This is a genomic window from Sinorhizobium sp. 22678 (genome assembly GCF_052044265.1).
GTDB lineage: Bacteria > Pseudomonadota > Alphaproteobacteria > Rhizobiales > Rhizobiaceae > Sinorhizobium > Sinorhizobium meliloti_A.
The window spans coordinates 59,849-84,926 of record NZ_JBQEMS010000025.1 but is presented as its reverse complement, the minus strand read 5'-3'; the positions used below and the strand labels follow the sequence as shown (position 1 = coordinate 84,926).

At 62.3% G+C, this 25,078-nt stretch carries 24 protein-coding genes; 1 reads left to right on the top strand and 23 read right to left on the bottom strand.

Annotated features, from left to right (window positions below; all coding sequences use genetic code 11):
• Window positions 1–296 (top strand): transposase (locus ACTJKL_RS26865; RefSeq protein ID WP_440853088.1); only part of this gene is annotated, 296 nt, incomplete at its 5' end.
• A gap of 534 nt (window positions 297–830) precedes the next feature.
• On the opposite strand, the gene dnaE is transcribed toward ACTJKL_RS26865, so the two are convergent.
• The 23 genes from dnaE to nuoG all read right to left on the bottom strand — a co-directional run bounded on the left by dnaE (window position 831) and on the right by nuoG (window position 25,032).
• Window positions 831–4,328, bottom strand: a complete 3,498-nt coding sequence (gene dnaE, locus ACTJKL_RS26860; RefSeq protein ID WP_440854236.1) for a DNA polymerase III subunit alpha — start codon at window positions 4,326–4,328, stop codon at window positions 831–833.
• A 477-nt stretch (window positions 4,329–4,805) separates the two neighbouring features.
• On the bottom strand, window positions 4,806–5,492 hold the full coding sequence (locus tag ACTJKL_RS26855; protein WP_010969157.1) for an ABC transporter ATP-binding protein: 687 nt from the start codon (window positions 5,490–5,492) through the stop codon (window positions 4,806–4,808).
• A gap of 17 nt (window positions 5,493–5,509) precedes the next feature.
• Window positions 5,510–6,823 (bottom strand): lipoprotein-releasing ABC transporter permease subunit, encoded by a 1,314-nt coding sequence (locus ACTJKL_RS26850; protein ID WP_198516727.1) that lies wholly within the window; start codon window positions 6,821–6,823, stop codon window positions 5,510–5,512.
• Between the two features lie 15 nt (window positions 6,824–6,838).
• On the bottom strand, window positions 6,839–8,167 hold the full coding sequence (proS, locus tag ACTJKL_RS26845; protein ID WP_100672204.1) for a proline--tRNA ligase: 1,329 nt from the start codon (window positions 8,165–8,167) through the stop codon (window positions 6,839–6,841).
• Between the two features lie 743 nt (window positions 8,168–8,910).
• Window positions 8,911–9,207, bottom strand: a complete 297-nt coding sequence (locus ACTJKL_RS26840) for a hypothetical protein (protein ID WP_198516726.1) — start codon at window positions 9,205–9,207, stop codon at window positions 8,911–8,913.
• 21 nt (window positions 9,208–9,228) lie between these two features.
• Window positions 9,229–9,492: a hypothetical protein gene (locus ACTJKL_RS26835; protein WP_440854235.1), complete on the bottom strand. Its 264-nt coding sequence runs from the start codon at window positions 9,490–9,492 to the stop codon at window positions 9,229–9,231.
• A complete protein-coding gene (locus ACTJKL_RS26830; protein WP_100672202.1) occupies window positions 9,485–9,991 on the bottom strand; it encodes a c-type cytochrome in 507 nt (168 codons plus the stop codon). The genes ACTJKL_RS26835 and ACTJKL_RS26830 overlap by 8 nt, the downstream gene beginning before the upstream one ends.
• Window positions 9,992–10,009: 18 nt before the next feature.
• A complete protein-coding gene (locus ACTJKL_RS26825) occupies window positions 10,010–10,366 on the bottom strand; it encodes a DUF411 domain-containing protein (RefSeq protein WP_080636460.1) in 357 nt (118 codons plus the stop codon).
• 78 nt (window positions 10,367–10,444) lie between these two features.
• Window positions 10,445–10,732 (bottom strand): WD40/YVTN/BNR-like repeat-containing protein, encoded by a 288-nt coding sequence (locus ACTJKL_RS26820; RefSeq protein WP_440854234.1) that lies wholly within the window; start codon window positions 10,730–10,732, stop codon window positions 10,445–10,447.
• Between the two features lie 11 nt (window positions 10,733–10,743).
• Window positions 10,744–11,364 (bottom strand): WD40/YVTN/BNR-like repeat-containing protein, encoded by a 621-nt coding sequence (locus tag ACTJKL_RS26815; protein WP_440854233.1) that lies wholly within the window; start codon window positions 11,362–11,364, stop codon window positions 10,744–10,746.
• Between the two features lie 218 nt (window positions 11,365–11,582).
• Window positions 11,583–11,957 carry a hypothetical protein gene (locus ACTJKL_RS26810; protein ID WP_440854232.1) on the bottom strand — a complete coding sequence of 125 codons (375 nt, stop codon included), beginning with the start codon at window positions 11,955–11,957 and terminating at the stop codon, window positions 11,583–11,585.
• 26 nt (window positions 11,958–11,983) lie between these two features.
• On the bottom strand, window positions 11,984–12,253 hold the full coding sequence (locus ACTJKL_RS26805; protein ID WP_018094857.1) for a DUF1467 family protein: 270 nt from the start codon (window positions 12,251–12,253) through the stop codon (window positions 11,984–11,986).
• A gap of 82 nt (window positions 12,254–12,335) precedes the next feature.
• Window positions 12,336–12,740 (bottom strand): methylmalonyl-CoA epimerase, encoded by a 405-nt coding sequence (mce, locus tag ACTJKL_RS26800; RefSeq protein WP_440854231.1) that lies wholly within the window; start codon window positions 12,738–12,740, stop codon window positions 12,336–12,338.
• 53 nt (window positions 12,741–12,793) lie between these two features.
• Window positions 12,794–14,461, bottom strand: a complete 1,668-nt coding sequence (locus tag ACTJKL_RS26795) for a ribonuclease J (RefSeq protein ID WP_127709276.1) — start codon at window positions 14,459–14,461, stop codon at window positions 12,794–12,796.
• A gap of 27 nt (window positions 14,462–14,488) precedes the next feature.
• Entirely contained in the window at window positions 14,489–15,256 is a 768-nt protein-coding gene (locus ACTJKL_RS26790) for a biotin--[acetyl-CoA-carboxylase] ligase (protein ID WP_275596429.1), read from the bottom strand.
• On the bottom strand, window positions 15,253–16,695 hold the full coding sequence (gene nuoN, locus ACTJKL_RS26785) for an NADH-quinone oxidoreductase subunit NuoN (RefSeq protein WP_440854230.1): 1,443 nt from the start codon (window positions 16,693–16,695) through the stop codon (window positions 15,253–15,255). The genes ACTJKL_RS26790 and nuoN overlap by 4 nt, the downstream gene beginning before the upstream one ends.
• 19 nt (window positions 16,696–16,714) lie before the next feature.
• Window positions 16,715–18,226: an NADH-quinone oxidoreductase subunit M gene (locus ACTJKL_RS26780; RefSeq protein WP_018094853.1), complete on the bottom strand. Its 1,512-nt coding sequence runs from the start codon at window positions 18,224–18,226 to the stop codon at window positions 16,715–16,717.
• Complete coding sequence (gene nuoL, locus ACTJKL_RS26775; RefSeq protein WP_440854229.1) at window positions 18,226–20,220, bottom strand: NADH-quinone oxidoreductase subunit L; 1,995 nt, start codon at window positions 20,218–20,220, stop codon at window positions 18,226–18,228. The genes ACTJKL_RS26780 and nuoL overlap by 1 nt, the downstream gene beginning before the upstream one ends.
• 7 nt (window positions 20,221–20,227) lie before the next feature.
• Window positions 20,228–20,536 carry an NADH-quinone oxidoreductase subunit NuoK gene (gene nuoK / locus ACTJKL_RS26770; RefSeq protein ID WP_003531854.1) on the bottom strand — a complete coding sequence of 103 codons (309 nt, stop codon included), beginning with the start codon at window positions 20,534–20,536 and terminating at the stop codon, window positions 20,228–20,230.
• Between the two features lie 28 nt (window positions 20,537–20,564).
• Window positions 20,565–21,179: an NADH-quinone oxidoreductase subunit J gene (locus ACTJKL_RS26765; protein ID WP_018094851.1), complete on the bottom strand. Its 615-nt coding sequence runs from the start codon at window positions 21,177–21,179 to the stop codon at window positions 20,565–20,567.
• A gap of 151 nt (window positions 21,180–21,330) precedes the next feature.
• Window positions 21,331–21,822, bottom strand: coding sequence for an NADH-quinone oxidoreductase subunit NuoI (gene nuoI / locus ACTJKL_RS26760; RefSeq protein WP_100672197.1), 492 nt, complete (start codon window positions 21,820–21,822; stop codon window positions 21,331–21,333).
• 64 nt (window positions 21,823–21,886) lie between these two features.
• Window positions 21,887–22,930: an NADH-quinone oxidoreductase subunit NuoH gene (nuoH, locus tag ACTJKL_RS26755; protein ID WP_018094850.1), complete on the bottom strand. Its 1,044-nt coding sequence runs from the start codon at window positions 22,928–22,930 to the stop codon at window positions 21,887–21,889.
• A gap of 20 nt (window positions 22,931–22,950) precedes the next feature.
• The gene (gene nuoG / locus ACTJKL_RS26750) at window positions 22,951–25,032 is read right to left on the bottom strand and encodes an NADH-quinone oxidoreductase subunit NuoG (protein ID WP_440854228.1); all 2,082 of its coding nucleotides are present in this window, start codon (window positions 25,030–25,032) and stop codon (window positions 22,951–22,953) included.
• Window positions 25,033–25,078 lie beyond the last annotated feature (46 nt).

Below are 25,078 nucleotides of genomic sequence, written 5' to 3'. Positions count from 1 at the left end.
TGGGACTGACGCCCAAGGATCATTCGACCGCTGGCAAGACGAGGCTTGGGGTGATCACCCGTGCCGGCGACGAGATGCTGCGAAGCGTTCTGGTGGTTGGGGCGACCTCTCTTCTTCAACAGGTCAGAGCCGGCCGAAGCCGGCATGCCTCGCAATGGCTCACCGGACTGCTGCAACGCAAAAAGCCTAAGCTTGTTGCCGTGGCGCTCGCCAACAAGATCGCCCGGATCGCCTGGAAGCTGATGGTAAGCGGCCAAACCTATCGGAGGATGGAAGAGCAGCCGCAGGCCGCATAGAGATTGGCCGCCATGGGCGCGCAACACAAAGCCGCCCGTGTCCGGCTGATGCTGTGAACTTGCAAGAGAACAAGCAGATGGTGCGATCAATCGATTCCCAAGACGCTTGACACGCCGCTCATCCCAATGGCCTTCCAAGGCCGTTGCACTGTTTGGCACAGGCGTTGCGGAAACCATCTTGGCCAGTGGCCCTGTGCGGCCACACCGAAAGGCCGAACATATGGAAGCAAGCGATCCGATCAAAAAATCTGCAAAAAACACTTGCAAAGGGGAGCCGTCCACATAAGGGATGAGGTGAGGAGAGATTGCAGTCCTCCGATACGTTTCCTACAGCGCCGCGCGCCTTACGCGCAAAGGTCGCTGTAGCACTGTGAGCTGCTGCATGTTTTTGTCCTTTGATCGGCTACGATCAAAGGACAAATGGAGTGGCGCACGGTCGGTACTCGAGGTATTCAAGCGACAAAACCGACCAGAGCTTCAACGCCATTATCCATCTCGCTGCCGTCATAAACTCAAAATGGATCTCGACGTGCCCTAAACCAGCTCGACGTCCACCACCCCGGGAGCGGAGCGAAGGGCGGCGGCGATCTCGGGTGAGATCCGGTATTTCTCGTTGAGCTCGACTTCGATCTCCCGCTGCCCGTTGTCCTTGATGACGATAAAGGAAACCAGGCCGTCCCCCTTGGCGTTCAGATGCGAGGCGATGGAGCGCAGCGGTCCGCAGTCGCGCACATAGACGCGCAAGGCCTTCTGCATCTGCAGCGATTCTTCCTCGAGCGAACGCAGGGTTCGGATGCGGAGGCCGATCCCTTCCGGCCGCTCTTCGGCGTCGACCGTCATCACCAGCGATTTGCCGGGCTCCAGAAGGTCGCGATACTGGTTCAGCATTTCGGAGAAGAGTACGGCCTCGAATTGGCCCGAAGCGTCCGAGAAGGCGACGATCCCCATCTTGTTGCCGGTGCGCGTCTTGCGTTCCTGCTTCGACGTCACCGTCCCGGCGAGGCGGCCCGCCGCCGCTCCCTGTTTTACGGCTGCCGAGAAATCCGCAAATGTCTGCACGCGCATCTTGGCGAGCAGATTGTTGTAGGTGTCGAGCGGATGGGCGGAGAGATAGAAGCCCAAAACCTGGAACTCGCGATGCAGCTTCTCCGAAGCGAGCCACGGCGTAAAGGGCGGGAGCGCGATCTTCTCGGGCCCCGTTGCGGCACCCGCGCCGAACATGTCGCTCTGGCCGCTCACCTTGTTTTCCTGGGCGCGCTGGGCGAAACCGAGGATACGATCGAGGCCGCCGACGAGCTCCGCCCGGTCGTAGCCGAAGCAGTCGAAAGCACCGGCGGCGATCAGACTTTCGAAAACACGCCGGTTCAAGAGCTTCGGATCGATCCTCAGGCAGAAATCTTCGAGACTTGCGAAAGGCCGATCGGCACGTACGGCGACGATGTGGTCGACGGCAGACTCGCCGACGCCTTTGAGGGCGGCGAGCGAATAATAGATGCGGTTGTCGCCGGTTTCGAAGTGGCGGTGGGAGGTCTGCACGGACGGCGCGACCACCTGGATGCCGAGGCGCATCGCGTCCTGGCGGAAATCGTTGATCTTGTCCGTGTTCGACATGTCGAGCGTCATCGACGCTGCGAGAAACTCGACCGGATAATGCGCCTTCATGTAGGCGGTCTGGTAGGAGACGATGGCGTAGGCGGCTGCGTGCGACTTGTTGAAGCCGTAATTGGCGAACTTGGCGAGAAGGTCGAAGATCAGGTCGGCCTGCGGCTTCGAGACGCCATTCTTGACGGCACCGTCAACGAACCGGGCGCGTTGCTTGTCCATCTCCGCCTTGATCTTCTTGCCCATGGCGCGGCGCAGAAGGTCGGCCTCGCCGAGCGAATAGCCCGAGAGCACCTGGGCGATCTGCATCACCTGCTCCTGGTAGACGATGACGCCCTGTGTCTCCTTGAGGAGGTAATCGATCTTCGGATGGATCGATTCGATCTCTTCCTCGCCGTGCTTGCGGGCGTTGTAGACCGGGATGTTCTCCATCGGTCCCGGGCGATAGAGCGCCACAAGCGCGATGATGTCCTCGATGCAGTCCGGGCGCATGCCGATCAGCGCCTTTCGCATGCCGGCGCTTTCCACCTGGAACACGCCGACCGTCTCGCCGCGCGAAAGGGTCTCGTAGGTCTTCAGATCGTCGAGCGGAATGCTTGCCAGGTCGATGTGGATGCCGCGCTTGCCGACGAAGTCGACGGCCGTCTTCAGAACGGTCAGCGTCTTCAGGCCAAGGAAGTCGAACTTCACGAGACCCGCCTGCTCGACCCATTTCATGTTGAACTGGGTGACCGGCATGTCGGAGCGCGGATCGCGGTACATCGGCACGAGCTGCGAGAGCGGCCTGTCGCCGATGACGATGCCGGCCGCGTGCGTCGAGGCATGGCGGTAAAGCCCCTCGATCTTCTGGGCGATGTCGAGGAGGCGGGCAACGACCGGCTCCTTCTCCGCCTCCTCCTGCAGGCGCGGTTCCTCCTCGATCGCCTTGGAAAGCGGCGTCGGGTTGGCGGGATTGTTCGGCACCAGCTTGCAGATCTTGTCGACCTGGCCGTAGGGCATTTCCAGCACGCGGCCGACATCGCGCAGTGCTGCGCGCGCCTGCAGCGAACCGAAGGTAATGATCTGCGCCACCTGCTCGCGGCCGTATTTCTGCTGCACGTAGCGGATGACCTCCTCGCGGCGGTCCTGGCAGAAATCGATGTCGAAATCGGGCATCGACACGCGTTCGGGATTGAGGAAGCGCTCGAAAAGCAGAGAGAAGCGCATCGGGTCGACATCGGTGATCGTCAGGGCATAGGCGACCAGCGAGCCGGCACCCGAGCCGCGGCCCGGCCCGACCGGAATGTCATGCTGCTTGGCCCATTTGATGAAGTCCGCAACGATGAGGAAGTAGCCCGGAAACTTCATCCGCTCGATGACGCCGAGTTCGAAGGCCAGCCGCTCCCGATAGTCCTCTTCCTTGTAGCCGGGCGCCATGCCGAGTTTGGCGAGCCGGCCCTCCAGCCCCTCCTCCGCCTGCCGGCGCAGCTCCGCCACCTCCGCGCGTTCGGCCTCCTCCGGATCATCCGAAGCGCCGGTAAAGCGCGGCAGGATCGGTCCGCGGGTCTTCAACATGAAGGAGCAGCGCCGCGCCACCTCGATCGTATTCTCCAATGCCTCGGGCAGATCCGCGAAGAGCGCCGCCATCTCCTTGCGGCTCTTCAAATAATGATCCGGGGTCAGACGGAAACGGCTGTCGTCGGACACCATCGCATTGTGAGCGACGGCCATCAGCGCATCGTGGGCATCATAGTCGGACGGCGACGGGAAAAACGCCTCGTTGGTGGCAACGAGCGGAACGTCGAACCGGTAGGCGAGATCGATCATGCGGTTCTCGTGACGCCGGTCGTAATTCCCGTGCCGCTGCAGTTCGACATAGAGGCGATCGCCGAAAAGCTCGATCAAGACTTTCAGGCGTGCCTCGGCCAGGGCCGGCGAACCCGACTTCAGCGCCAAGTCGACCGGGCCGGCTCCCGCCCCGGTCAGCGCGATCAGCCCGGACGTACCGCCTGCGGCGAGCCAGGAGCGGCTTATTCGCGCCTGCTGGTGTCCCTCGCCTTCGAGATAGGCGCGGCTGACGAGCTCTACCAGGCGAGCGTAACCGTCATCGGTCGCCGCGATCAGCACGATCGCGGGAAGCTTGACGAACTGATGCGCGTTTCCACGCCGCTCGCCCTCCGCTTCGTCCTCCATATCGATGGAGAGTTGGCAGCCGATGATCGGTTGCAATCCGTCGTCCGCGGCCTTCTGCGAGAATTCGAGCGCCGCGAATAGATTATTGGTGTCGGCGATGCCGATCGCCGGCTGATCGTCGGCGACCGCCTTGCCGATGATCTTCTTCAAAGGCAGGGCGCCTTCCAGCAACGAATAGGCGGAATGCACCCGCAGGTGAACGAACTGCGGATCCGCCGCAGCCCCTGTGCCGTGCCCGATACTCTGGTTGCCTGTCATCGCCGCACTCCGATTCTTGTCCGGCGCCGAGGATATCCTGTTTCCCGTCCCAACTGTCCAGTCTCAAGGACGGGCCGCCGGGGTTTTTGCCCGGCGTGTGGTGTTTAGTGCGCGTTCGACAGGAACGCGGAGCACGCTCGATAAATCCCGGTCACAGGCCGAGAGCGATTACCGAGATGCTCACGATGAAAAGGCTCATCGAGGCGAAGGCAGCAAGATCACGTACGAAATCAGCCATAACTTGTCTCCTTTCCGCTACTGTTCCCTTTTTGTTCTAATTTTGTTCGATAGTCAAGGAAGTCTGCATAGAAGACCCGCTATTCAGTGGCTATGGTTAACGTGCACCGGCGGCCCGCATTCGTGCATGCCCTTCCGAGGGTCGACACGCCTCGAATGGAACATGCAAGGAGCGCAGCCCGAAGCGGGTGACCGCGCCGCGAGTGAGGTCGGAGCCAAGTAGGCGCAGCGGCGGCCGAACTATTTCAGTTCGACGACCTTGCCGTCCTCGATGGTGACGCGGCGATCCATGAGTGAAGCGAGTTCGTGATTGTGGGTGGCGATCAGCGCCGCGAGCCCGGACTGGCGCGCCAGGGCTTCCAGCGCCTCGAACACATAGCCGGCCGTCTCGGGGTCGAGGTTGCCGGTCGGCTCGTCCGCCAGAAGGATGAGCGGCGCATTGGCGACCGCCCTGGCGATGGCGACGCGCTGCTGCTCGCCGCCGGAAAGCTCGGTCGGGCGGTGGCTGCCGCGATGGCCGATGCGCATATAGTCCAGGAGGGCCGATGCCCGCTCCGCCGCCTCGGCCTTGGGCAATCCGGCGATCAGTTGCGGCATCATGATGTTCTCCAGCGCCGAGAATTCCGGCAGGAGATGATGGAACTGGTAGACGAAGCCGATCTCGTTGCGGCGGATGGCGGTTCGCCGGTCATCGCTGAGCCCGTTGCAGGAGGTGCCGTTCACGAGCACCTCGCCCTCGTCCGGGTGTTCGAGCAGCCCGGCGATATGAAGCAATGTCGACTTTCCGGTACCGGACGGGGCCACGAGGGCGACCGTCTCGCCGCTTCGCAACGTCAGGTCGGCTCCCTTGAGGATCGGCAGAAACGTGTCGCCCTCGCCATAGTGCCGCTCGATGCCGGAGAGCTGCAGTGCCACGCGCGCATTCATTTAAGCTGTTGTCCTTGTTATTCGTACCGCAGGGCCTGCACCGGATCGAGGCGCGAGGCGCGCCATGCCGGGAAGATCGTGGCAAGGAAGGAAAGCGCAAGCGCCATGACGACGACGGTGACGGTCTCGTCGGCGTTCATATCGGCCGGAAGCTGGCTGAGGAAATAGAGCTCCGGATCGAAGAGCGTGGCGCCGGACACCCAGGAGAAGAACTGGCGGATCGACTCGATGTTGAGGCAGACGACGACCCCGAGGACGACGCCCGCGATGGTTCCCGTGACCCCGATTGCGGCGCCCGTCATGAAGAAGATGCGCATCACCGAGCCGGAGGTCGCGCCCATCGTCCTAAGGATCGCGATATCGCTGCCCTTGTCCTTCACCAGCATGATCAGGCCGGAGATGATGTTCAGCGCCGCGACCAGCACGATCAGCGTCAGGATCATGAACATCACGTTCCGTTCCACCTCGAGCGCGGAAAAGAATGTTCTGTTGCGCTCGCGCCAGTCCGTAATGAATATCTGCCGGCCGGCGGCATCCTCCACCGGCTTGCGAAGCTCGTCGACCGCGTCCGGATGCTCGGCGAATATCTCGATCGACTGGACGAGGCCTTCGGCATTGAAATAGAGCTGCGCTTCCTCGAGCGGCATGAAGATGATGGTGGCGTCGTATTCCGACATGCCCATCTCGAAGATGGCCGAGACGGTATAGGCCTTGACCCTCGGATTCATGCCCATCGGCGTGACGTCGCCGTTCGGCGAGGTGAGCGTGATCGTCCCACCCACCCGGATGCCCAGCTGCTCGGCCATGCGCGAGCCGATGGCGACGCCGCTGCCCGAGGCGAAGCCGACGAGGTCGCCGGACTGAATATTTCCCGAGATCGACTTCAGCTTGGTGAGGTCGTCGGCGCGTATCCCGCGAACGAGCGCACCCGTCGACGCATCGCCCAGGCCCTGTGCGAGAACCTGGCCCTCGACGATCGGAATGGCCATGGTCACGCCCGGAACGGCGGAGAAATTGGTGGCAAGATCGGCATAATTGGTGAGCGGGCCGTCCAGAGGCTGGACGATCATATGGCCGTTCATGCCGAGAATGCGCGAAATGAGCTCGGTTCGGAAGCCGTTCATCACCGCCATGACGATGATCAGCGTTCCCACCCCAAGCATGATCCCTATGAAGGAAAAGCCGGCAATGACCGAGATGAACGCTTCCTTGCGCCGCGAACGCAGGTAGCGCCAGGCGACCATACGCTCGAAGGCGGAGAAGGGACGGCTGGAAGATATGCTGGATGGAGCGGCAGCCTGCACTTGCTCATCCGTCGCCGCGGTCATCATCGATCCCTTCGTCTGTTATCTCGCCGCGACCAGTTTGTTGATCGCCGCTTCGACGGTCATCGTCTCCCGCGCGCCGGTCCTGCGGTCCTTCACTTCGACTTCGCCGTTCGCGATCGAACGCGGTCCGACGATCACCTGCACCGGCACGCCGATAAGGTCGGCGGTCGCGAACTTCCCGCCGGCGCGCTCGTCGGTGTCGTCAAGAAGAACGTCGAATCCAGCCTTGCCGAGATCGGAGTAGACCCTGCCGCAAGCCGCATCGCAAGCGTCATCGCCCGTTTTCATGTTGATGACGACGACGTCGAAGGGAGCGATCGCTTTCGGCCAGATGATGCCGTTGTCGTCATGCGAAGCTTCGATGATCGCCGGCACCAGGCGGGTCGGACCGATACCATAGGAGCCCATGTGCACCGTGTGTTCCTTGCCGTCCGGCCCGAGCACTTTCGCACCCATCGCCTCGGAATATTTGGTGCCGAAATAGAAGATGTGGCCCACCTCGATGCCGCGCGCGGACAGGCGTTCGCCTTCGGGGATGGCGCCGAAGGCGGCCTCGTCGTGCATTTCCGAGGTCGCCGCATAGCGCGACGTCCACTTGTCGAAGATCGTCTTCAGGCCCGCGACGTCGTCGAAATTCGTATCCTCGCCCGGAATGTCGAAGCCGAGGAAGTCCTTGTGGCAGAACACCTCGGACTCGCCCGTGTCGGCAAGGATGATGAACTCGTGGCTGAGATTCCCGCCGATCGGGCCCGTGTCGGCACGCATCGGTATGGCGCGCAGGCCCATCCGGTCGAAGGTGCGGAGATAGGCGGCAAACATCTTGTTATAGGCGTGCTCCGCCCCTGCCCGGTCGAGATCGAAGGAATAGGCGTCCTTCATCAGAAACTCGCGCGAACGCATGGTGCCGAAGCGCGGACGGATCTCGTCACGGAACTTCAGCTGGATATGGTAAAGGTTCAGCGGCAGATGGCGGTAGGACTTGACGTAGGAGCGGAAGATGTCGGTGATCATCTCCTCGTTCGTCGGTCCGTAGAGCATCGGCCGGTCCTGCCGGTCCTTGATGCGCAGCATCTCCTTGCCATAGGCGTCATAGCGCCCGCTCTCCTGCCAGAGCTCCGCCGACTGCAGTGTCGGCATCAGCAGTTCGATGGCGCCGGAACGGTTCTGCTCCTCGCGAATGATCGCATTCACCTTGTCCAGCACGCGCTTGCCGAGCGGCAGCCACGTATAGATGCCCGCGGACTGCTGGCGGACCATGCCTGTCCTCAGCATCAGTCGATGGGAAACGATTTCCGCTTCCTTCGGATTTTCCTTCAAGATGGGCATGAAAAAGCGGGACAGGCGCATGACGGGTTCCAGAACTGGTGAATTCGCACTATCGACGGATTCAGGCAAAATGACGTTGTGCTTCGGCCGCTCCTTCGCCTGAGATCAGGGTAGGCAGCTGTTGCCATTCTAACAGGGCTCTTGATTTTCCCGGCGACGCATCGACGGGAGCCTTTCGAGTTCAGCGTTCATAGCCGCTTCGCGCGCGGAAGGGAACCCTGCCTTAAGGCCGGCTATCGCTGCGTCGACACATAACCCGGATGAGAAATACGGGTCGCGACCCTGCGGCAAAAGAGCACGCTAGTAACAGGACGAAGACAGTTGGTGTCAACGGAAAAATTTTACCCGACTGTAGCAAAAATGCAAAAAAAGCAGATGACAGCGCCCAAGGTTTGAGCTAATTTCGGCTCACAAAACAGGCAGGAAGACCAAATTCTTGCCGAAATTCGCGGTCAAGTCTTGGGAGGATAAGATCTTAGGCGCGCTCGTTCGCTGCCGCCGGAAACGGATTAAAGATCACGCGACACTTAAAAAACAAGGCTTTGGCCTTGTTTTTTTTTGCTTTTTCATCGCCCCCTCCTGGCGAAGCAGGCGCGAGAAAACGTCAATAATCTGTCTGTCAAGTGCACACACGCGCCGGCCGGCCTGCAAGCTTCCCGCCCCCGGTTCTGCTACGTCATATTTTAGGGGTGAAAGAGCGTTGAAGGCGGCCCCCCGTTGGTCCTTCGAGAGGCCGCCCTCGTCTAATATCCTACGGAGTTGCGTCAGCGGTCCTGCGGCAAAGGCTTTGCTTCCCGTTCGGTGGCCGGAGCCGCCTCGTCGCCGTGCAGCGGATGATGATGAGCCATCTGCTTCATCATCCCCGCGCATGCCTCCATCATCGGCCCCATGGCGCGCATCATGTCCATCATGCCCTTCATTCCGGACATGTCGCCACCCATCATATCCATGCCGCCCTTAACCGCCTCGTCTTTCGCGACGGGGGGCGCGCTATGGTTCGCATAGGCGGCGGTTGCAATGAGCAGTGCTGCTGAAAGCGTTAGCTTCGTAATGGTATTCATCCTGGTCTCTCCTTTCTCTGGTCACTTGGTTCGTTCATCGGTGGCCGATGAATCGGCCGGCTTCTTGCTTCGGCACATGACGCAATATCCGGTGGCACACATCACCGCGCAGGGCGCGAGGCTCAAGAGAATGGGGGCCACACCCGCCGCTGCGAGCCAGTCCCAATTTGCGGCCAGGCCGGTTCCGGCAACGCCCAGTCCGACAAGGATCCAGCCGCGGCGGCCGAACGGCATCCGCAGGCCAGCTACTTGCCTCGTGCTGGCGGCTTTTACGATTTCACTCATTTTCGAGTCTCCCGTTGTTCTCATGGCTCTGCCCGCCGCCCGCGGTGATCCGGGTCTGTATTTTGCGCTGGCGCTCCGGCCACCTGCTCTTGATGAACCCCAGAACCGCGGTGATCTCGGCATCGGTCAGCAGCCCCCCAAAAGCGGGCATATCGCTTTCGTAGTCCGGTAGAACCGCGCCGAGACCCGATTTGGTGAAGGTGAACAGCTCCTGATCCGAATGATGCCAGGTATGTCCGGTTGCATCATGCGGCGGCGCGGGCATGCGGCCGCTCGCTTTTCTCCGTCGCCAGTCAGGCTCTCCTTCCAGCCGCACTCCGTGGCAAGAGGCGCAATGGTCCTGGTAGATCGCCTGTCCAACGTCGATCTGTTCGGACGTGACGGCCTCCCCCAGAAAGGTCAGGCCGTTGGCCACCGGCCGCTGCGCAGCGGCGGCAAACCAGCCCGCAGCGCCGATGCCCGCCGCGACAAAGGCCGTCATGAGTTTGCGCACACGCATCGGCCCCGCCTCCGCTGCTCACTCATCGGAATAGACCGCCGGGCCGTCGGGACCGAAAGAAAAGATGCGCAACGACCCCGTCTTTTTGGAAGCCATACCCGGCGCATTCGCCGGCATGCCCGGCAGCGTGATACCCGTGACGGCGGGGCGTTCATGGAGCAAACGCCGGATGATATCGGCCGGTATCAGACCGCTCAGGGTATAGCCGTCGATTTCCGCCAGGTGGCAACCCATGCCACGCTCAGGCACCCCCGCCGCCACCGAACGGTTGACGAAGTCGCGGTCATCGATCACGTGAACCTCGAAGTTCTCGGAGCGCAGGTAATCGACGTAGGCGTCGCAGCAGCCGCAATCCGGATCGCGCCAGACCGTCATCGGTTTTTCGGCAAGGGCCGGGGTCGCCAAGGCGAGAAAAACGGCCAGGGAAAGTTTATTTCGCAAGAGAGTTCTCCTTCAGAGCTTCGTCCAGTTTCTGCCGCCATCGCGGCTGACTACGACCGCATCTTTCGTGACGGCGGCAAGCTGTTCGGGGTTTTGTGGATGCGATGCCAGGGCGAGCGCATTCAGCTCCGAGCTGCGGGACCAGTTCACGCCCGCATCTGCGGAAGTCCAAAGACCGGAAGGCATCGCGGCGAACAGCCTCTCGGAGTCCGCGAGGCAGGAGACGAGCGCGCGGACCGCCTCCCCCTTGGGCAAGGGTGCTTCCGGTTTTTGCGGGCTGCCGGCAATCAGAGCGTCCATCGCGTCGCCCGCTACGATCGCCTGCCAGCGGCAGAAGCAGTCTGCACCCGGATCAAGCCGGCCTCGGTTGCGGCATAGATCCAGATGCCCCCCATGCCCGAGGCGGTATTCACCGAGGCGAGCCCGACGATCTCGCGTTCCCCCTCCCCGATCCAGGGCCGGTCCATTGCGAGGCTCCAGACCGCCCCGTTGTCGGTGCTGTGCCAGAGCCCGTCACCTGCAACGGCGGCGTAGAGCGTGTCGGGCGCTGCGGCGGATGCGGCCAATGCAGTTACGGGCGCCGCCGGCAGTCCCTTTCCCGGGAATTGCCAGCTGCTGCCGCCATCCGAAGAACGTGCGATGCCGCCCCCCGTCAGTCCGGCGACGATCTCGCCCGGCCGCCCGGGGAGGCTGGCGAGCGCCGTCACGAAACCGGGTGACTTCAGGACCTGCCAGCCGATCACGGGAGCGAACCGTCGGATCTCTCCTTCGATCGCAGTTACGAGCGCATCGCCATCGAAAGCGATCGCGCGCGGGACAGAGGTCGCTGCCCCGATCCTGTATGACAACAGGACGAAGCCGGCGCCGGTGGCAAGCAAGCCCACAACACTTCGCCGGGATAGGCCGGCGCATGCGGCCGTGGAAAAGATCATTGTCTTCCTCATATACGATTTCGATTGCAGCTATCGTCCTGCCTGAAGGCCGGCATCGGAACGACGTGGCTGAGGTGGCGCATGTCTGGCCTGGCCGCGTGCCCGGGCCGCCAGCGCCTATCAAAGCGACGGAGGACGGCTGAAACCTTGCTTCGGCGACGGTCGCCGTGGCACGGAAACTGACCGTTCCACGCGCCTCTCAGGCATTGCGCGTCAGATCAGGCGAAATGTTTTGGGGGAAGAGGGTCCGGCGGTCCGATACGGCCAGGCCGATCGTCAGCCGCAGCGGGGCCGAAGGCTTTCGACGGGACGATCGGTCGGTATCCGGGATAATCGACGGGCAGGCCCGACCCGAGGGAGGTGCAGTCGACGTTGCAGGCAAAGCCGTCAGCGTCGCCAGGCTCATCATCGCAATCCGGGCACCCTGCCATCTGCGAGCCGGCATCGGCTGCCATGGCGATCATCATCGCCGTGCTACCTGCCGCCTGCGCAACGGTACTCGCGGCAAAGGCGGCGAGCCAAAGGCACAGGAGGAGGCGGGCAAAATACAGCATGCCCTTTATTAGCGGGCGGGCGAGTGGCTGTCGATTCACGAAACCGTGTCGCTGCGTTCCCGGCGTCAGTAGAATTCCGGCGCGAAGCGTGGGATTGCATCGATGTCGTAGCCGAGCTTCACCGAAACAATGTACCAGCCGAGATGGATGACGGCGGCAATGACCGTGGTCAGCAGTACGACCCTGAGGGCGCGGAAACGGGCTGGAGCACTCTCGACGGAGCCGGGGACGACGTCATTCTCTTCGGCTTGCGTACGCACACCGAGCGGCAGCACGACGAAAAGCGTGATCCACCAGATGATGAAGTAGATTGCAAAGGTAGAGAAGAGAGGCATCAAAAATCTCTGCGGTGGAGCGTTCGGCCGCGTTATAACCCCGCACGGCTCAACCGGCAAACCTCTTCCCCGCGCCCGACTGTCACACCTCTTCGAGCTCGATCAAGGTGCCCTGAAAGTCCTTGGGGTGAAGAAACAGGACCGGCTTGCCGTGCGCGCCGATTTTCGGGTTGCCGTCGCCGAGGACACGCGCTCCCGCCTGCCTCAGCCGGTCGCGCGCGGCGATGATGTCTTCCACCTCATAGCAGATATGGTGCATGCCGCCGGCCGGGTTTTTCTCGAGGAAGGCGGAGATCGGCGATGCATCGCCGAGCGGCTCGAGCAATTCGACCTTGGTATTGGGCAGCGTCACGAAGACGACGGTCACGCCGTGTTCAGGCAGGGCCTGCGGCTCGGAGACCGGCGCCCCGAGCGTGGCGCGATAGCTTTCGATGGCGACTGCAAGGTCGGGCACGGCGATCGCTACGTGATTCACTTTTCCCAACATCCGATGCTTCTCTCCCTGCCCTGCGGTTCACGATTTCGGAGGGTGCCGCCGGATCAGACCTTGGTGATGAACACCGTGACGACCGGCTTCTTGCCCCAGACCTGGTTCGTAGTGCTGCGCACGGCGCGGCGAACGGCTTCCTGCAGCATCGCGAGGTCCTTCCGCTTTGCCCGCGGAATGCTCTCTACGGCGCCGAGCACCGCATCATAGAGCGTGTCCTCCATCGCCTCGCCTTCGTCGTCGTATTCCGGAAGGCCGATCGGCACGACGTCCGGGTCGCCCAGAAAGTCGTAACGGCTGTCGAGGACGACACTGACGGAGACGTGGCCGGCAAAGGAAAGCTTCCGGCGTTCGCCGATCCCCATCTCCTCGAAATCGCCGATGAGGGTGCCGTCCTTGTAGATGCGGCCGTGCGGCGCCTCGTCAATGACTTCCGCGGGTCCGGGCGCAAGCCGCAGCATTTCGCCATTGCGCAGCCGCGGCACGCTCGGGATACCCGATTGCAATCCAAGCTCCGCATGCGCCGTCAGATGCGCGGCCTCGCCATGCACCGGCACGAGGATCTGCGGCTTCACCCACTGGTACATCTGCTGGAGCTCGGTGCGCCGCGGGTGGCCGGAAACATGCACCAGCGCCTCGCTATCCGTGACGATGTGGATGCCTTGCTCGATGAGCCCGTTCTTGATGTCATTGATCGCTTTTTCGTTGCCGGGGATGGTGCGCGACGAAAAGACGATCGTGTCCCCGGCCGAAAACGCCACGTTGCGCATCTCGTCGCGAGCGATCTTGGCAAGGGCGGCGCGCGGCTCGCCCTGGCTGCCCGTCAAAATGACCACGACCTTGTCGCGCGGGACATAGCCGAACTCGTCCTCTGCCAGGAAGGGCTTCACGCCTTCCATGAGCCCGACATCGCGCGCAACGTCGACGACGCGCTTCATCGAACTGCCGAGTAGAAGCACCTCCCGCCCGGCGGCCTCCGCGGCTTCCGCAACGGAACGGATGCGCCCGACATTGGAGGAGAAGGTGGTGATCCCGACCCGGCCCTCGGCATCGGCAATGATCTTGGCGAGACTTTCGGAGACTTGCTGTTCGGACGGCGATACCCCTTCGCGCAGGGCATTAGTCGAATCGCAGACGAGAGCGAGGACGCCTTCCTCACCGATCTGGCGAAACCGCGACTCGTCGGTCAGCGGCCCGAGCGAAGGCTCGAGGTCGATCTTCCAGTCGCCCGTGTGCACGACCGTGCCGAGTTGCGTGCGAATGACGAGCGCCATCGGCTCGGGGATCGAATGATTGACCCCCACGGCTTCGACGCTGAAAGGTCCGACATTGATGCGGTCGCCCTGCTTGAAGATCGTGATCGGGATCTCGCTGCGGGACTTTTCGAATGCGCGCTTGGCCTCCAGCATGCCCGCGGTGAAAGGCGAGGCGTATACGGGAACGTTCAGGCCGGGCCACAGATCGTTCAGGGCCCCGTAATGGTCCTCATGGGCATGCGTGATGATGATCGCCTTCAGGTTGCGGCGCTGTTCGGCCAGAAAGGCGATATCGGGCAGAACCAGATCTACGCCCGGCAATTCCGGGCCGGGGAAGGTCACTCCGCAATCGACCATGATCCATTGGCGGTGACCTGGCCTTCCATAGCCATAAAGGCCGAGATTCATGCCTATTTCGCCGACGCCGCCGAGCGGCAAGAACACCAATTCTTCATCATGCGCCATGTCGTGATGCGCCTTTGCTTTTTTCAATCATCCAAAAAATACGTCGCCCGCTGCAATGGTTTGCGGCGGGCCGGAACCCGTGTCGAGTAGAAGCCGGCCGTCCCGATCGATACCTGCAAAGCGGCCGGAAAGCGAGCGGTCCGGCAGGTTGACCGTGATCGCCTCGCCGATGCCCTTGGCCGCGGCGCGCCACTGATCGATGATTGCGGCGACGCCCGCGCCACGGTCCCATACGGCGAGCGTTTCGGCCATGGTTACGAAAAGATGCGCGAACAGCTCCTCGGGAGAAGTTGTCGCGCCCTCCCGCCGAAGCGATGTGACGGGGTAAAGTGCGTCTTCAGGCATAACGGCGACGTTGATGCCGCAGCCAATCACCAGGGCCCGCCGCCCGTCGGCCAGAACCTCGCCTTCGAGAAGAATGCCGCAGGTCTTCCGCCCGTCGATAAGAATGTCGTTCGGCCACTTGATCGCGGCCTCGGCTCCGCCCGGTGGCATCACTCGGCGGATGGCCCGATGGACCGCAACCGCTGCGGCGAGCGGCACCGCATGCAGCCTGTCCACCGGCGCCGGATCGATGAGCAGCAGGGATGCGTAGAGGTTCCCCGGCTCCGAGAACCAGGCGCGGCCACGCCTGCCCCTGCCTCCGGTCTGGCGCACCGCGGTGATCCAGAGATTGCCGGGATCACCCTCGCGCGCCCGCAGAAGGCATTCGTTGTTGGTCGAGACCGTTTCGGCGAGCGCGACGTGCCGGAAATCTTCAGGCGAACTCCGGCCGCCGCTTCGTCCGCCGGTCAAAAGAATGTCCGCGCCGCGGCTTCGGCAGCGGTTCCGAGCGGACCGCCGATGAGCACGTAGCCGAGCACGAAGAGGCCGGACAGGCCGAACACCAGCCTAAGCTCGCCCGCCGTTCGGGCAAACTCGCCTCTCGGCTCCTCGAACCACATCACCTTGATGACCCGCAGATAGTAGTAGGCGCCGACGACGGAAGCGAGCACGCCGATGATTGCCAGGCCATAGAGCTGCGCCTCGATCGCCGCAACGAAGACGAAGTACTTGGCGAAGAAACCTGCCAGCGGAGGGATGCCGGCGAGCGAGAACATGAGGATCGTCAGCACCGTCGCCATGAACGGGTTGGTCTGCGAAAGACCGGCAAGATCGTCGATACCTTCGACATGCTCGCCTTCCCGCCGGCGCATGGCAAGGATGCAGGCGAAAGTGCCCAGCGTCATGACCATGTAGATCAGCATGTAGAGGATCACGCCGCGTACGCCGGCCATCGAGCCGGCCGCCAGACCGACGAGCGCATAGCCCATGTGGCCGATCGAGGAATAGGCCATCAGCCGCTTGATGTTGCGCTGGCCGATCGCGGCGAAGGAGCCGAGCAGCATCGATGCGATCGAGATGAAGACGACGATCTGCTGCCAATCGGCGACCACCGGCTCGAAGGCGTTGATGACGATGCGCACGAGGATCGAAATGGCCGCGATCTTCGGTCCTGCGGCGAAGAATGCCGTCACCGGCGTCGGGGCGCCTTCGTAGACGTCCGGCGTCCACATATGGAAGGGGACGGCGGAGATCTTGAAGGCGAGGCCTGCAAGAATGAACACCAGCCCGAAGACGAGGCCCAGCGACCGGCCCTCGGCCGTGAGCGCCGCCGCGATCTCGTCGAAGCCGGTATGCCCGGTGAAGCCGTAGACGAGCGACATGCCGTAAAGCATCATGCCCGAAGACAGCGCGCCGAGAACGAAATACTTCAGGCCCGCCTCCGTCGACCGGACGCTGTCGCGGTTGATTGCCGCCACGACGTAAAGGGCGAGTGACTGCAGCTCCAACGACAGGTAGAGCGAGATGAGATCGTTGGCCGATATCATCAGCAGCATGCCGAGGGTGGCCAGAACCAGAAGCACGGGGAACTCGAACCGGTCGATCTGAGCCGAACGCGCGTGGCCGACGGTCATCACCATCACGGTGATCGAGCCGATCAGGGCGAGCACCTTCATGAATTTGGCGAAGGGATCCGACAGGAAGGCGCCGCCATAGGCCTCCCCCTCGCCCGTCTTCAGGACGAGCCACAGCCCGGCGATGATGAGCACAGCGACCGCAAGCCCGGTCACGGTCGGTGTGGCTCTTTCGCCCGAAAAGACGCCGATCATCAGGAGAGCCATCGCGCCGACCGCAAGGATCAGCTCGGGCATCGAAAGTTGCAGGCTGGCGATAAGGGTTTCAGCAGTCATGTCACATCACGTCCCTTGATCATTGCACCGAAAGCGCAACGTCTTGCGCTGCCTGCAGGGCGGCGGCGTAGTTGTTGACGAGCAAGTCCACGGAGGCCGCGGTCGCGTCGAAGACCGGTGCCGGATAGACACCGAAGAAGATGGTCAGGATCACCAGCGGATAGAGAATGAGTTTCTCGCGCCCCGACAGATCGAGCAGCGCCTTCAAGCTTTCCTTTTCCAGCGCACCGAAAATCACCCGGCGGTAGAGCCAGAGCGCGTAGGCCGCCGACAGAATGACGCCGGTCGTCGCGAACAGGGCGACCCAGGTGTTGGCGCGGAAGGCGCCCACCAGCGTCAGCACTTCGCCGACGAAGCCCGACGTTCCCGGAAGGCCCACATTGGCCATGGTGAAGACCATGAAGGCGACGGCATATTTCGGCATGTTGTTGACGAGGCCGCCATAGGCCGCGATCTCGCGCGTATGCAGCCGGTCATAGACGACGCCGACGCAGAGGAAGAGCGCGCCCGAGACGATGCCGTGCGACAGCATCTGGAAAATCGCTCCCTGGACACCCTGAACATTCGCCGCGAAGGTTCCCATCGTGACGTAGCCCATATGCGCCACCGATGAGTAGGCGATGAGCTTCTTGATGTCGGTCTGCATCATCGCGACCAGCGAGGTGTAGATGATCGCAATGATCGACAGGGTGAAGACGAACGGCGCGAAGAAGTCGGACGCCAGCGGGAACATCGGCAGGGAGAAGCGCAGGAAGCCGTAGCCGCCGAGCTTCAGGAGGATGCCGGCCAGGATGACCGAGCCTGCCGTCGGCGCCTGCACGTGCGCATCGGGAAGCCAGGTGTGCACCGGCCACATGGGCATCTTCACCGCGAAGGAAGCGAAGAAGGCAAGCCAGAGCCAGGTCTGCATTTCGCGCGGGAACTGATAGGCGAGCAACTGCGTGATGTCGGTGGTGCCCGCCTGCCAATACATCGCCATCATGGCAAGCAGCATCAGAACGGAACCGAGCAGCGTGTAGAGGAAGAACTTGTAGCTCGCGTAGACGCGCTCCTTGCCGCCCCACACGCCGATGATGATGAACATCGGGATGAGGCCCGCCTCGAAGAAGACGTAGAAAAGGATGATGTCGAGAGACACGAAGACGCCTAGCATCAGCGTTTCCAGGATCAGAAACGCGATCATGTATTCCTTCAGGCGCTTCTCGATCGTCACCCAGCTTGCCAGCACGCAGAACGGCATCAGGAACGCCGTCAGCGGGACGAAGAGTATGGAAATGCCGTCGACGCCCAGATGATAGGAAATGCCGGTGCCGAGCCACTCCCGCTTCTCGACCATCTGGAAGCCCGGGTTCGACGGGTCGAACTGGTACCAGATGTAGAGCGACACGAGGAAGGTGAAGACCGTCGTCAGCAGCGAGACGTTCAGGATGTTGCGGCGGCCGTAGGCGCTGTCTTCCCTTGTGAGCAGGAGAAGCAGAACGCCGACGAGCGGCATGAAGGTGACCGCGGAAAGTACGGGCCAATCGGTCATCAGAAGGAACTCCCGAGCATCATCCATGTAACGAGCGCTGCAATACCGATCAGCATGGCGAACGCGTAGTGGTAGAGGTATCCGGTCTGCAGGCGGACCACCCGGTCGGTCACGTCGAGAACGCGCGCAGCGATCCCGTTCGGGCCGTACCCGTCGATCACTCGGCCGTCACCCTCCTTCCAGAGGAAGGTGCCCAGGCGCTTGGCGCTGCGGACGAACAGGAAATCGTAGAGTTCGTCGAAATACCACTTGTTGAGCAGGAACTGGTAAAGCCCGCGATGCTGCTCGGCGAGATATTTCGGCGTCTCCGGCGAACGGATGTACATGTACCAGGCCGTGAAGAGACCGAGCGCCATGGCCGCGAACGGGCTCCATTTCACCCATAGCGGAACGTGGTGGTACTCCTCGAGAAGCTCGTTTTCGGCGGACGTGAACAGAGCGCCCTGCCAGAACTCGGCGTAGTGGTGACCGAAGAAATAATCGTGGAACAGGAAGCCAGCGACGAGGGCGCCGGCGGCCAGGATGTAGAGGGGCACCAGCATGACCTGCGGCGACTCGTGGACGTGATGCATGACGTCGGAGGAAGCGCGTGGCTTGCCGTGGAACGTCATGAAGGTCAGACGCCAGGAATAGAAGCTGGTGAAGAGCGCCGCGATGACCAGCAGCACGAAGGCCAGACCGGAAACGACGCTATGCGACGCGAAGGTGGATTCGATGATCGCGTCCTTCGAGAAGAAGCCCGCCGTGCCGATGACCGTACCGGGAATGCCGACGCCGGTGAGCGCGATCGTACCGATGAACATCATCCAGTAGGTGACCGGAATATGCGTGCGCAGTCCGCCCATGTAACGCATGTCCTGCTCGCCGTCGACGGCGTGGATGACCGAGCCCGCGCCCAGGAACAGGAGCGCCTTGAAGAAGGCGTGCGTGAAGAGGTGGAAGATCGCCGCGCCATAGGCGCCGACGCCGAGCGCGACGAACATGTAGCCGAGCTGCGAGCAGGTCGAATAGGCGATGACGCGCTTGATGTCGTTCTGGACCAGACCGACGGTCGCCGCAAAGAATGCGGTGATCGCGCCGATCAGGGTGACGACCGTCAGGGCGTCCGGCGAAAGCTCGAAGAGCGGCGACATGCGGGCGACGAGGAAGACGCCCGCGGTCACCATGGTTGCCGCATGGATAAGGGCCGAAACGGGGGTCGGGCCTTCCATGGCGTCCGGCAGCCAGGTGTGCAGCAGGAACTGCGCCGACTTGCCCATCGCGCCCATGAAGAGCAGCAGGCAGGTGGCCGTCAGGGCATGCCCCTTGTCGAGCTGCATTCCGAAGAGATTGATGACCGCGTCCCCTGCCGCAGCACCCTCGGCCGGCAAATAGTTCTGCGCGGCGGCGAAGATGGTCTCGAAATTGATCGAGCCGAAGAGGACGAAGACGCAGAAGATGCCGAGCGAGAAGCCGAAGTCGCCGACGCGGTTGACGATGAAGGCCTTCATCGCCGCCGCATTGGCGGACGGCTTCTTGTACCAGAAGCCGATCAGCAGGTATGACGCGAGACCCACGCCTTCCCAGCCGAAGAACATCTGCAGCAGATTGTCCGACGTGATGAGCATCAGCATCGCGAAGGTGAAGAGCGACAGATAGGCGAAGAAACGCGGCCGGTTCGGATCGTGGTGCATGTATCCGATCGAATAGATGTGCACCAGGGTCGAGACGGTGTTGACGACGACGAACATGACGGCCGTCAGCGTGTCGACGCGGAAAGCCCATTCGACATCGAAGCTTCCGGACTGGATCCAGCGCAGCACCGAAACCTTGATCATCTCCTCTTCGCCGAGGGCGACGTGGAAGAAGACGAACCAGGAAAGCGCTGCGGTGACGATCATCAGGCCGCTGGTCACATATTCGGATGCTTTGGCGCCGATCTGCGTGCCGAGAAGGCCGGCGATCAGGAAGCCGATCAGAGGCAGGAAGACGATAGCCTTGATGATGGTATCCATAGCCCTGTCAGCCCTTCATCATGTTGACGTCTTCGACGGCGATCGAGCCGCGGTTGCGGTAGAAGACGACGAGAATTGCAAGTCCGATGGCGGCTTCGGCCGCCGCAACGGTCAGGATGAACAGCGCGAACACCTGGCCGGTGATGTCGTTCAGGAAGGCCGAGAACGCCACCATGTTGATGTTGACGGCCAGCAGGATGAGCTCCACCGACATGAGGATGATGATGACGTTCTTCCTGTTGAGGAAGATGCCGAAGACGCCGAGCGTGAACAGAATGGCGCTGACGGTCAGATAGTGGGAAATTCCGATTTCCATAAGTGTAGTCCCTCGACCTCGCGTCCGATTAGATGCCCTGCCCCGGCTTGACCGTAACCACCTCGACGGCGGTTTCGGGGGTGCGGGCAACCTGCTGCGGAATGCTCTGACGCTTGATGTTCTGACGGTGACGCAGGGTCAGCACGATGGCGCCGATCATGGCGACGAGCAGCACGAGCCCCGCGATCTGGAAGAAGTAGACGTAATGGGTATAGAGGACATCGCCGAGCGCGGCGGTGTTGGTGCGGTCGCTCGGCGCCGGTATCGGCATTGAGATGCCCTTGGCGATTTCAGGCGAGAAAGCCGAGCCGCCGACAACGACGATAAGCTCGGCGGCAAGGATCAGCCCGATCAGCGCGCCGATCGGCGCGTATTCGAGCACGCCGGCGCGAAGCTCGGCAAAGTCGATGTCGAGCATCATGACCACGAAGAGGAAGAGAACCGCGACGGCCCCGACATAGACCACCAGCAGGATCATCGCCAGGAACTCGGCACCGGTCAGCAGGAAGAGCCCGGCCGCATTGAAGAAGGTCAGGATCAGGAACAGAACCGAATAGACCGGATTCCTGGCCGCGATGACCATGAATGCCGACGCCACGGCGATGAAGGCAAAAAGATAGAAAAAAAGAGCCTGCAGACCCATGATCGGTGCCTTTTTCGTCTTGCTGGCGTGAAGGCACTCAGGCCCTCACTCCATGAGGCAAAGCCGGACCACCTGTCCGGCCGATGCCCAAACCCGTTTTGCATGCACCGTCTTCGATCAAGCGGCGCGATGCTGCGTTGCGCGAATGGCCTCAGCGGTAGGGCGAGTCCATCGCAATGTTGCGCGCGATTTCCCGCTCCCACCGGTCGCCGTTGGCGAGCAGCTTCTCCTTGTCGTAGTAGAGCTCTTCGCGCGTCTCGGTGGAGAACTCGAAGTTCGGCCCCTCGACGATCGCATCGACCGGGCAGGCTTCCTGGCAGAAGCCGCAATAGATGCACTTCACCATGTCGATGTCGTAACGCACCGTGCGGCGCGTGCCGTCGTTGCGGCGCGGCCCGGCCTCGATGGTGATGGCCTGCGCAGGACAGATCGCCTCGCACAGCTTGCAGGCGATGCACCGCTCTTCGCCGTTGGGATAACGGCGCAGCGCGTGCTCGCCGCGGAAGCGCGGGCTGATGGGCCCCTTCTCGAAGGGATAGTTCAAGGTCGCCTTCGGACGGAAGAAATAGCGCATCGACAGAAGGAATGCGCCGACGAATTCCTTGAGGAACAGCGAGCTGACGGCGTTCGAAAGACCGGCCATCATTAACCTCCAAACTTGCCGGTCGCGGAGAGACTGGCGGTATGCAGCGAAGCGTGAGCGGCCATCATGCCCAGCCCGTCAGCTTCAGAACGAATGCGACGATGACGACCATCGCCAGCGAAAGCGGCAGGAAGACCTTCCAGCCGAGGCGCATCAGCTGGTCGTAGCGATAGCGCGGGACGAAGGCTTTCACCATGGCGAACATGAAGAACACCAGCGACGCCTTCAGCACGAACCAGATGATGCCCGGGACCCAGTTCAGGAGCCAGATGTCGACCGGAGGCAGCCAGCCGCCGAGGAACAGAATCGTCGTCAGCGCGCACATCAGGCAGATCGCCGCGTATTCGCCGAGCATGAACATCATGTACGGGGTCGAGCCGTATTCGACCATGAAGCCGGCGACGAGTTCCGATTCGGCTTCCGGAAGGTCGAAGGGCGGACGGTTCGTCTCGGCGAGCGCCGAGATGAAGAAGATGATGAACATTGGGAAGAGCGACAGCCAGTGCCAGTCGAGGAACGAGGCAGGCAGGCCGAGCATGGTGCCGACGCCGTCGTTCTGCGCGTTTACGATGTCCGTCAGATTGAGCGAGCCGACACAGAGCAGCACGGTGACGATGACGAAGCCGATCGAGACCTCGTAGGACACCATCTGCGCCGCGGAGCGCAATGCGCCGAGGAAGGGATATTTCGAGTTCGACGCCCAACCGCCCATGATGATGCCATAAACCTCGAGAGAAGATATGGCGAAGACGAAGAGGATGCCGACATTGATGTTCGCGATCACCCAGTTCGCATTGAGCGGAATGACCGCCCAGGCGGCGAGCGCCAGCGTCACGGAAACGAGCGGGGCGAGCAGAAAGATCGTCTTGTTGGCGCCGGCCGGAATGACCGGCTCCTTGAAGACGAATTTCAAAAGGTCGGCGAAGGACTGGAACAGCCCCCATGGGCCCACGACGTTAGGGCCGCGGCGAAGCTGCACGGCCGCCCAGATCTTGCGGTCGGCGAGCAGGATATAGGCGATGAAAAGCAGCAGCGCGACCAGAAGCAGGAGCGACTGGCCGATCATGATGGCCGTGGGCCAGACATAGGTCGAAAAGAAAGCGTCCATGATGCTCTATTCCCTCGCGCTCATTCCGCGGCAGCTTTGAAATTGTTGCGCGCCAGGGCCGAGCATTCGGCCATGACGGCGGATGCGCGCGCTATCGGGTTCGTCAAATAGAAGTCTTTGACCGGAGACGCAAACACGGATTTCGCCATCGCACCGGCTTTTTGTGCAAGTGCGGCAATTTCGTCGCTGCGGCCTGCGGCGATCTCGTCGACTGCGGCGAAATGCGGATAGGCCGCATAGAGCTTCGCACGCAATTCGCCGAGCGAGTCGAAAGGCAGCTTCCTGCCGAGCACGTCGGAAAGCGCGCGGATGATCGCCCAGTCCTCGCGCGCTTCACCCGGTGCGAAAGCGGCGCGGTTGCCCATCTGGACGCGCCCTTCGGTATTGACCCAGGTGCCGGACTTTTCCGTGTAGGTCGCGCCGGGAAGAATGACATCCGCCGCATGCGCGCCGTTGTCGCCATGCGAGCCGATGTAAACGGTGAAGCCGGCCTTCTTGGCCGAAAGATCGATTTCGTCGGCCCCCAGCAGGAAAAGGACATCCATGGCGTCGACCATTTCGCCCGCCGACTTGCCGCCCTGACCAGGCACGAAGCCGAGATCGAGACCGCCGACGCGGGCGGCCGCGCTGTGAAGCACGGCAAAACCGTTCCACTCGGCGTTCACCGCACCAACGGCAGCGGCGAGCTTCGCCGCATTGGCGAGAACGGCCGCACCGCCCTCCCCTGCCAAGGCGCCCTGGCCGACGATGATCAGCGGACGCGCGGCCTTTTCCAGCGTTGCGAAGAACGTCCCCTTGCCGGAAACGAGTTCGGCGAGCGTGTCGGTACCCGCACCCAGATATTCGTATTCGTAACGCAGCTCACCCGCCTCGCCGATCACACCGATGGGGAAGTTGGCCATGCGGTAGCGCTTGCGGATGCGGGCATTGAGGACCGACGCTTCGAAGCGCGGATTCGAGCCGATGATGAGCAGTGCATCGGCGCTTTCGATGCCCTGGATCGTCGGGTTGAAGATGTAGCTCGAACGGCCGAACGACGGATCGAGCGCTGCGCCGTCCTGCCGGCAGTCGAGGTTCGCCGAGCCGAGCGAGGAGACGAGCTCCTTCAGAGCGTACATTTCCTCGACCGAAGCGAGATCGCCGGCGATCGCGCCGATCCTGTCGCCCGACGTGCCGGCAACGGCGGTCTTGATCGCCTGGAAGGCTTCGCCCCAGCTTGCCGGCTGCAGGCGTCCATCCTTCTTGACATAGGGGCGATCCAGGCGCTGCGTCTTCAGCCCGTCCCAGATGAAGCGCGTCTTGTCGGAGATCCACTCTTCGTTGATCTCCTCGTTGACGCGCGGCATGATCCGCATGACTTCGCGGCCGCGCGTATCGACGCGGATGGCAGAGCCGACCGCGTCCATGACATCGATCGATTCGGTCTTGCCGAGCTCCCACGGGCGCGCGGTGAAGGAGAAGGGCTTGGAGGTCAGCGCGCCGACCGGGCACAGGTCGACGACGTTGCCCTGCAGTTCCGAGGTCATCGCCTGTTCGAGATAAGTGGTGATCTCGGCATCCTCGCCGCGGCCGATCAGGCCGAGTTCGGCGATGCCGGCGACTTCCGTCGTGAACCGGACGCAGCGCGTGCAGTGGATGCAGCGGTTCATCACCGTCTTGACGAGCGGACCGATATACTTGTCCTCGACCGCGCGCTTGTTTTCCTGATAGCGCGAGCTGTCGATGCCGAAGGCCATCGCCTGGTCCTGCAGGTCGCACTCGCCGCCCTGGTCGCAGATCGGGCAGTCGAGCGGGTGATTGATGAGCAGGAACTCCATGACGCCTTCGCGCGCCTTCTTGACCATCGGCGTGGTCGTAAAGACTTCCGGCACCTCGCCGTTCGGACCGGGACGAAGGTCGCGCACGCCCATGGCGCAGGAGGCCGCCGGCTTGGGGGGGCCGCCCTTGACCTCGATCAGACACATGCGGCAGTTGCCGGCAACCGAAAGCCGCTCATGGAAACAGAAGCGCGGAACCTCGGCGCCGGCCTCCTCGCATGCCTGAAGCAGCGTGAAATGATCCGGGACCTCGATCTCTTTTCCGTCGACTTTCAGCTTTGCCATCTTCGTACTCAATCCTGTCTTCAGTCCGTCTGCTCTTCTACAGCGC